Source organism: Halorubrum sp. GN12_10-3_MGM (genome assembly GCF_005435235.1).
GTDB classification, from domain to species: domain Archaea; phylum Halobacteriota; class Halobacteria; order Halobacteriales; family Haloferacaceae; genus Halorubrum; species Halorubrum ezzemoulense.
The window spans coordinates 1-8640 of sequence record NZ_SGUB01000050.1 but is presented as its reverse complement, the minus strand read 5'-3'; the positions used below and the strand labels follow the sequence as shown (position 1 = coordinate 8640).

The following is an 8640-nucleotide window of genomic DNA, read 5'->3' as shown; positions in this document are numbered from 1 at the left end:
ACGGGATGGGCTCCACGACGGAGCCCATCCCTGAGAATCATCGCGAACCTCTGCTGCCAGTTCATACAGGCTAAGTTGTGCGCCTTCTATGAGATAGCAGCGAAATCAGTTCGGGCTAAACACGTACAGATTCAGAAAACACTCGGTGGCAGGTTCGGCGTGCTTCAGGAACGTGACGGTGAAAACAACGTACTCAGAATCGGTGTGGTCCACGGTGGTCCAGAGGCGTTCACCGTCGAGGGATATCCTGCGGTCGACAATACACAGTACTCTAATTACGATCCTCAGAGCTACGTTGGGGATCGTCTTGCTATCGGGATTCAGCGGCCATCGCAGCATCCTCTATCAGGACTGCGCAGCCCGAGAGATTCGCGCGTTCCCCTACGCCGAGCGTGACAGCACGTTCTTCGAGCAGGGCGAAACCGCCCTGATGATGCTCTCATAGTCGGACGCAGATGACATTGGACCGATAGAGGCGATTTGGGGAGCAGATAACGCCTACCTCTCGTATTTCGACGATGGTATGGGTAATCAAGACTTCAACATCGACATGGCTTACGTCCCGCTATGAGAGGTGGTCTAAAATGTCGGTTATTGAAAATATATATTTGAGTTTCGATGTGGTCATGTTCGTATAGAACAAGACGGACGGCATCGATCGCCGAGTGACCGTCAAAGAGCTATAGTAGTCTCTAGAAGTATCTACTTACCTTTCTTACTAAACCTTCCAGAACCAGCGATACACACCAATGTTCAGCGGGTACCAGTACAAAGACTTCTAGATTCTACTAAAGAGGTGTCGTTCTTCGACTCGCTTCCGTGAGAGCTGGAATGTTTTCACCGCCTCCATGATATGGTAGCAAGACCCCCGATACTGTAGGCACAACAGCACTGATCTGCTCAGTTCAGTTGATAGGAGTAGCCTAGCAACATCTGTCCCGCAGTGTTATAGTCCTTGAATGTCTTAGACCCTCGCATGGGCGTTAAAAATAAACACGGCCGAGAAGTGCTGGTTTCAAACGGTCTGGTTGTCGTTAGACCCTATGACACAATACCCTTGTTTGAAGATTTTGTTGAGGCTAGAGATGGAGAAGAAATTGTAATGTTTGAGTATAATGGCAACTCTATAGGTAGTGAAATCATCAGATTCCTTCTTTGCAAGAGTTCGGCCACCGCTTTCCTTAACTAATCCGATGAAGATCGCACATTTAACTTCGGTTTTCCCGAAAGTTTCAGAGACATTCATACTTAACCAAATAGCAGGATTGATTGATGCTGGCCATGATGTCGATATATTTGCTCATTCAAGTGGAGAATCCGGAGTAAACCACCCAATTGTAGATGAATATGATCTACTTGAGAAAACCACCTATACCAATGCACCCACAGATTATAGGCAAGGAGCTCTACGGTTCCTGTCATCAGTTATACGAGCTCCCAAAAGGACACCTCAAATTCTAAAATCGCTCCAGTTTGGACATCGAGCTAGAATCAGAGTAAGTTTCTTAGATACAGTTCCAGCTGGGTATGATCTCTATCACGCTCACTTCGGATGGGAGGCCGAAATGTCGGATTTTATCCCACACGTGCTTAATGCTCCACTAATTGTTTCTTTCTATGGTAATGACGCTGGAGCCTTTTTGAAAGAAGATCCTTCCCGATATGATCACCTTTGGCCAGAGGTAGCTGCCATCTCTGTATTAAGTTACGACATGAAAGAAAAACTCGTTAATTCTGGTGCTCCAGAACAAAAAGTAGTCATCAATCCGTTATCTGCCAACCTCCAGAACTTCGAATTTTCTCCAACCCACAAGTCATCACCGCTAAAAATAGCTACTGTAGCCCGATTCACTGAAAAAAAGGGCCTCCGCTATGCTATCCGAGCAATCTCAAAAGTAATCGATCAAGTAGATGTCGAATATAAAATCGCGGGTGATGGTGACCAACGAGACGAAATCGAGGATCTGATTACGAGCGAGGGAATTTCTGACTCCGTCAATTTACTGGGGTGGGCGGACCAGTCTGAAATAGACGAACTACTTACAGAATCTCATCTATTCTTACTTCCCAGTCATACAGCTCGTGATGGGGATCGTGAAGGGACACCGACTGTCCTGCTAGAGGCACAGGCAAGTGGGCTCCCTATTATTTCTACATATCATGCTGGAATTCCAGAAATTGTAGAAGATCGGCGTCGAGGGTATCTCTGTCCGGTGATGGATGTAGATTCTATAGCGGAGGCGATCTTGGAGCTATGGGACAGGAGCGATGAGTGGGAGACTATGTCTGAGAGAGGTCGAAGCTATGTCGAGGAGACACACTCTCGGGAAGCGCAAACTGAACGGTTAGAACGTATATATCAGGAGGTGATTTAGTGACGCGAATCCTCATCACGGGTGGTAATGGATTCATCGGGCACAACGTCTGTCTCCACCTTGTAGAGGAATTTGACGTAATCTCGCTGGATACAGTTGAGTCCCGATTCGGTAAACCGGATGCCATCCAGCAAGTTAATGTAGACCTCACTAACGAGCCGAAATTGCCAAATGTTGATGTGATCGTTCATCTGGCCGCGCATTCACAGGTTCAGCCTATTGTCGCTGAGCCTCGTCGGGCAGTGGAGAATGTCGAGATGACTCGGCATGTGCTTGCGGAGGCTGAGAATATGGGTGCCACGGTGATTCTGGCGTCCAGTCGCGATATTTATGGGTCACATTTAGAGGCTGAAGAAGGGGACGAGACGTATGATAGTCCGAACCCGTATGCTGCCAGCAAACAGGCCACTGAAGCCCTTGGAAACGCCTTCAAGAACACCTATGACGTGCCAGTCACCCATCTCCGATTTTCCAACGTTTACGGACCATTCGAGCAGAACTCGCGAGTAATTCCAATCTGGATCTCACTAGCACTCAGTGGAGAGAAATTAGAGGTGTACGGCCGGTCGAAATTACTTGATTTCGTATTTATTGACGATGTTACTGAGGCGATTGAGGCGACTATCGAGCGTCGAAAAAGTCTATCTGGAGAAGCTCTGAATATCGCATCAGGTACGGCTACACCTCTCGAAAACGTTGCTAAAATAATCTCTGAGTTCATTGGTCCTTGCCCTGGATACACAGTGGTCCAGGGCCGATCCGGGGATGTTTCGCGGTTTAGCGCGAACGTTTTTAAAGCATCCTCTGTACTCGGCTGGGATCCCGAGACAGATCTAATGTCTGGCCTTCGAAAGACAATCGAATGGTTCGAGGAGCATCCCGAAGTGAGGACAAAAATACGTGAGCAGTTTTAATGAGGGCTGGATGTCTAGAAGAAATTACTACCACACTTCCTCTCGGTATTGATCCCGATCTGTTTAGTTTTCTCCGACTCGATACGATCCTGATGATAAGTTGTAACTAGTATCCACCTGCCGTCATACAAAAGAAGAGAGTCGAATATGCCATACACGCTGTTGGACATTAAAAAATCAGAGGGACGTTGATGTATCCAATACGATAGCAAGAGATGATGAATTAATACCACTTTATCGTGATATCTATGTCAACTTGGGCAAACAGCAAGAACAATTGTACAAATAATTAATAGAAAACAACTAATTTCTGACTTTGTTTTCTATATTCGCTCCTCAAAATAATTGATAGATTTCTCTAATCCATCTCGTAATGATACGGTAGGTTCCCACCCCAGTTCCAATCGTGCCTTTGCGATGTCCGGCTGTCGTACCTGCGGATCTTGTGGCGGCAGTTCCTCGTACGTAATCCCACTCTCACTTCCTGTTAGCTCGATCACCAACCCAGCTAATTCGTTTATTGTTCGCTCATCAGGACTACCGATATTCACAGGCGCCTGAACATCAGACTCCAACAACGCCACTAACCCCTCGATCATATCGTCGACGTAGCAGAAACTCCGTGTCTGCTCGCCGTCCCCGTACACAGTCAGATCTTTCCCAGTCAACGCTTGTTTCACGAAATTCGGGATCACACGGCCGTCGTCGAGACGCATTCGCGGTCCGTACGTGTTGAAGATACGGGCCACACGCACGTCGAGGTCGTGTTTGTTCCGATACGCCCGGACCAGCGACTCTCCGTACCGCTTCGACTCGTCGTAACACGATCGCGGCCCGTAGGGGTCAACGTTCCCACGGTAGTCTTCCGGTTGCGGATTCACCTCGGGATCACCGTACACTTCGCTTGTCGACGTGAATAGGTACGTCGCGTCCTTCTCTTTAGCGAGCCCAAGCGTCTTGTGTGTTCCCAGCGCTCCTACTTTCAGCGTCTTGATCGGGTGATCCCGATAAAACACCGGCGACGCGAGACTCGCTAGATGTAACACGGCATCGAGTTCCCCCGACACGTGGATGAATTCGGTCACGTCGTGATCGTAAAATGAGAAGCGATCATTTTCGAACGCGTCGTCGAGGTTCTCTGTCTGCCCGCTCACGCGGTTGTCCATGCCGATGACTTCGTGACCGTCGGCCAACAACCGATCCGTGAGGTGTGACCCGAGGAATCCCGCGGCCCCAGTGACGAGGATCCGGCTCATTCGTCTCGGCCCTCGAGGAACGCTTCGACCGCCGCGTTGATATCGCCGTCGTCGTGCTTGAGCGCCATCTCGACGTTGGCCTCGAGCCAACTCGGGATGTTCCCGATGTCGTAGCGGTCGCCGTCGAGCTCGACGCCCCGCACCGTGTCGAGCTTCCGGATCGCGTCCGTCAGCTGTAACTCGCCGCCGACGCCCTTCTCTGTCGCCTCTAGCAGCTCGAATATCTCGGGTTTCAGTACGTATCGACCGGTGATAGCGAGGTTCGAGGGGGCCTCATCCCGTGGGGGCTTCTCCACGAAGTCGTTGACTGGGAAGCTGTTGGCGTTCGGATCGACCTCTTCGGTGTCCGCGACCCCGTACGACGGGACGTCTTCCCAGGGGACCCGTTCGAGCGAGAGCACAGACGAGTCGTGTTCCTCCGCAGCCGCAACGAGCGATTCTGTACACGGTGTCTCGTTCTCGATGATCGTGTCACCGAGCAGCAGCGCGAACGGTTCATCACCCACGTGCTTGCGCGCGTACTGTACCGCGTCACCTAGCCCCTCTCGTTCTTTTTGACGGACATAGTGGATGTCCGCGAGATCGGCAATGTCTTGCACACGGTCAAGACGATCGAGTTTTCCGTCTGCTTCCAGCTCCTCTTCAAGCTCGTACGACTTGTCGAAGTGACGCTCGATGGCTTGCTTCCCGCGACCGGTGATGATGAGAATATCGTCGATTCCGGCCACAACGGCCTCCTCGACAACGTACTGGATCGTCGGCTTGTCCAGCACGGGCATCATCTCTTTGGGTTGAGCCTTTGTCACCGGGAGAAAGCGAGTACCGAATCCTGCCGCCGGGATGACTGCCTTCGTAACTTCCATAGATCGTTTGCCCAATTCGCGTCAAGCTACGTATTGTTTGTCATTATATCAGAGCAACTATCGCATATCGTGAGCGATAAAAAACCCGTCCAATCGGACCGTTAATATGGTTGACCGGGGATCGTTGTCACATGACGGAATTATCGGTAATCGGAAGTGGGTATGTTGGGACAACTATTGCTGCGTGTTTCGCCGACCTTGGCCACGAGGTCGTGAACGTCGACGTCGACCAGGCGATCGTCGACGCGATAAACGACGGCACCGCCCCGATCCACGAAGACGGGCTCGCGGAGCTCGTCACCGACCACGCCGGCGCCAACGGCACGGGCCGACTCGAAGCCACCACCGACTACGCGGCGGTCCTCGACACCGACGTCACCTTCCTCTGTCTCCCGACGCCCCAGAACGACGACGGGAGCATCGACCTCTCAATCATCGAGACGGCCGCCGACCAGCTCGGGACGACCCTCGCCGCCAAGGACGCGTGGCACACCGTGGTCGTCAAAAGCACCGTCGTCCCGGGCTCCACCGAAGACGCGATCACACCGATTCTCGAAGCGGCCAGCAACAAGACGGCGGGCGAGGAGTTGGGCGTCGGAATGAACCCCGAGTTCCTGCGTGAGGGGACCGCGGTCCACGACTTCCTCGATCCCGACAAGGTCGTGCTCGGCGCCGACGACGAGCGCGCGCTCGCGGACATGCACGAGGTCTTCGACCCGCTCGTTGAGCGGAGCGACGCCCCAGTCGTCGAGACGGACACCCGTACAGCCGAGATGATTAAGTACGCAAACAACGGCTTCCTCGCCGCGAAGATCAGCCTCATCAACGACATCGGAAACATCTGTAAGGAGTTCGGGATCGACGCCTACGAGGTCGCGGACGCGATCGCGCTCGACGACCGGATCGGCGAACAGTTCCTCCGTAGCGGCGTCGGGTGGGGCGGGAGCTGTTTCCCGAAAGATACGGCGGCGATTCGTGCCGCCGCCCGACAACAAGACTACGAACCGGCGATGCTTGATGCCGCGACTAGGGTGAACGATCGCCAACCAGATCGGCTGCTCTCACTCATGGACGACCACGTCGACGTTGCCGGCAAGCAGGTGGCGGTACTCGGCTTGGCGTTCAAACCGGGCACAGACGACATCCGAAATAGCCGCGCTATTCCGGTTATTGAAGGGCTCCAGGCACGCGGCGCTGAGATTGTCGCCTACGATCCGGTCGCGGTCGAGAACATGCACGAGCGGTTCCCTGGCATTGAGTACGTTCACACGCCCACGGAGGCATTATCTAAGGCCGCTGTTGCTCTCGTCGTTACTGATTGGGAAGAAATAGCAGCTCTTGATAACGAATTTGATCTCATGAGCACGCCTATCGTCGTTGACGGGCGACGAGCTATCGATCGTCGCGACGGGATCGTGTATGAGGGATTAACATGGTGACTGAGATACAATACCACACTAATAGCGAGTTCGATAGTTAGATCGTAAATGAAGAGTGGCAGTCGATCGTTGTGAATATCTCGCTACTCTTTGTGGATCTCAGTACTGAACACGTGTTTAGTATATGCTTTGGAAATGCGATAAAATGCTATAAAGTTAAATCCGAGGCCCTATCCACACGAAATAATCTATGTCATATGACAAAACAGCAGGTATAGTGCTAGCTAATCATCATCCTGATCAAGATCTACGAGTGCTATCTCTTGATTCAGATCGTAGATCTCTTTTCTATTTGTCTTGACTTTCACAAATGTATAAAATAACATCATGAGTAAAGCTAGGTTAGACATCACGAGCAATCCTGTAACCCCACTTCCAAACCCAAGCAATCCGAGGGAGGTAGAAACTATCTCGTAAATACCAAGCAGCGTCACGAAGTCACCAAGCGATAATAGAAGCAAGAAGGTTCCAAAACTAGACCAGAGAAGGAATTCAAACACCGTTCCTTTTCGCTTTCGAACAAGCCGTATGCTTTGGTATAACAGAGCAACAGCAAACACAATTCCAATCAAATGGATTGGCCTGAGAGTGCCAGCAATCATCGGTAAAGGAGTATCTTCAATGTTGTGAGAACCATTCGTGGGGGATACTTTGCGAAGGTTTCGAAATCAAACTGTGATCCCTCCGTATCGGGTGGCATTGGTACGGAGATTTCTTCAATAGAGTACCCCTCACGTGCTGCTTCAAGTGTTTGTTCCAACGCCCAGTGGCTATTCGCTGGTCGACCAAGATGTTCAAGCATCGAAGTCCGATATGCCCGAAATCCACTCGTTACATCAGTGATATCAAGTCCGCCGAGCAGATTCGTCTCCGCTGTAAAAAATCGAATTCCTGCTCTCCGAACGAGACTATACTCTTGATAACTAGCGTTAAGCCAACGACTTCCAACGACCATATCCGCCTCTTGCTCTTCCATCGTCTCAATCATTTCTGGGATGTACGACGGATCATGTTGCCCATCGCCGTCAATTTGAATAACAATATCATAGTCCAAGCGAATAGCCGCTAGATATCCAGTATGGACTGCACCTCCAACCCCCGTGTTTTTCGGATGGGTAACGACATGGTCAGCATGCTCGTCTGCTACTTCTTCTGTACTGTCCGTACTGGCATCATTGATTATGATGACATCGTCGACATATGACGACGTAGCAGAAATGATTTGAGGGAGGGTTTCTGCCTCGTTGTAAGCTGGAATAATAGCAACAATAGATCCTGTCTCAGGCGACACAGCTGCTTCATCGGCTGGTTGTCTACGCGAGTCTACACCAACGGAATCATCATCTGTTGTGGCGTGCTGTCCGCTAGTCTCTTCTGGCGGGTGCTTCTGATACTTACTCATCCAATGAACTATTTCCGCTAGTGTTCGTTTTTAGATTCAATTTTCTTGGATTGGTATCTGGTACAGTTGTTCTAACAGAAGTTAGCCTTCGATTACTATTCAGCGCTGCCATTACGCATGAATTATGCTATTTGTAGATATGCTTTTCTGTCCATAGCAATGACATCATCCTGTCCAATAACCAAGACTTTGCGCAGTTCGTGTCTCTTTGCGATCTCAGGGCAGTAAATCTGGTATCAGTCGTAATGGGCTGCTTAGTTGATGTGTACGTGTTTACCCCGGAGTCTCGACAGCCGGCACAGCGTGAGCCCGTGAGATCAGTTCATTGTTACTGACGGCTCGACGAAGCTCTTCGTATGGATTGCGTCCCTGCTGGCGCCACGTCGCCAGC

General features: G+C 51.0%; 9 protein-coding genes. 5 read left to right on the top strand and 4 right to left on the bottom strand.

Annotated features, from left to right (window positions below; translation table 11 throughout):
- The 4 genes from EXE47_RS18870 to EXE47_RS18020 form a co-directional block, all read left to right on the top strand.
- Positions 1–396 (top strand): hypothetical protein (locus tag EXE47_RS18870; RefSeq protein ID WP_206750875.1); only part of this gene is annotated, 396 nt, incomplete at its 5' end.
- Between the two features lie 580 nt (positions 397–976).
- Complete coding sequence (locus EXE47_RS18030) at positions 977–1189, top strand: hypothetical protein (protein ID WP_137708615.1); 213 nt, start codon at positions 977–979, stop codon at positions 1187–1189.
- Between the two features lie 4 nt (positions 1190–1193).
- Positions 1194–2375, top strand: coding sequence for a glycosyltransferase (locus EXE47_RS18025; RefSeq protein ID WP_137708614.1), 1182 nt, complete (start codon positions 1194–1196; stop codon positions 2373–2375).
- A complete protein-coding gene (locus tag EXE47_RS18020; RefSeq protein WP_158293631.1) occupies positions 2375–3289 on the top strand; it encodes an NAD(P)-dependent oxidoreductase in 915 nt (304 codons plus the stop codon). Before EXE47_RS18025 ends, EXE47_RS18020 begins: the two co-directional genes overlap by 1 nt.
- A 323-nt stretch (positions 3290–3612) precedes the next feature.
- Here the strand turns inward: EXE47_RS18020 and EXE47_RS18015 are convergent, their stop codons facing one another.
- A complete protein-coding gene (locus EXE47_RS18015; protein ID WP_137708612.1) occupies positions 3613–4545 on the bottom strand; it encodes a UDP-glucuronic acid decarboxylase family protein in 933 nt (310 codons plus the stop codon).
- Entirely contained in the window at positions 4542–5408 is an 867-nt protein-coding gene (galU, locus tag EXE47_RS18010; protein ID WP_137708611.1) for a UTP--glucose-1-phosphate uridylyltransferase GalU, read from the bottom strand. Before galU ends, EXE47_RS18015 begins: the two co-directional genes overlap by 4 nt.
- Positions 5409–5539: 131 nt before the next feature.
- On the opposite strand from galU, the gene aglM reads away from it, so the two are divergent.
- On the top strand, positions 5540–6847 hold the full coding sequence (gene aglM / locus EXE47_RS18005; protein WP_137708610.1) for a UDP-glucose 6-dehydrogenase AglM: 1308 nt from the start codon (positions 5540–5542) through the stop codon (positions 6845–6847).
- 224 nt (positions 6848–7071) lie between these two features.
- On the opposite strand, the gene EXE47_RS18000 is transcribed toward aglM, so the two are convergent.
- Positions 7072–7449 carry a DUF2304 domain-containing protein gene (locus tag EXE47_RS18000; protein ID WP_137708609.1) on the bottom strand — a complete coding sequence of 126 codons (378 nt, stop codon included), beginning with the start codon at positions 7447–7449 and terminating at the stop codon, positions 7072–7074.
- Positions 7446–8249, bottom strand: a complete 804-nt coding sequence (locus EXE47_RS17995) for a glycosyltransferase family 2 protein (RefSeq protein ID WP_137708608.1) — start codon at positions 8247–8249, stop codon at positions 7446–7448. Before EXE47_RS17995 ends, EXE47_RS18000 begins: the two co-directional genes overlap by 4 nt.
- Between the last annotated feature and the right edge of the window lie 391 nt (positions 8250–8640).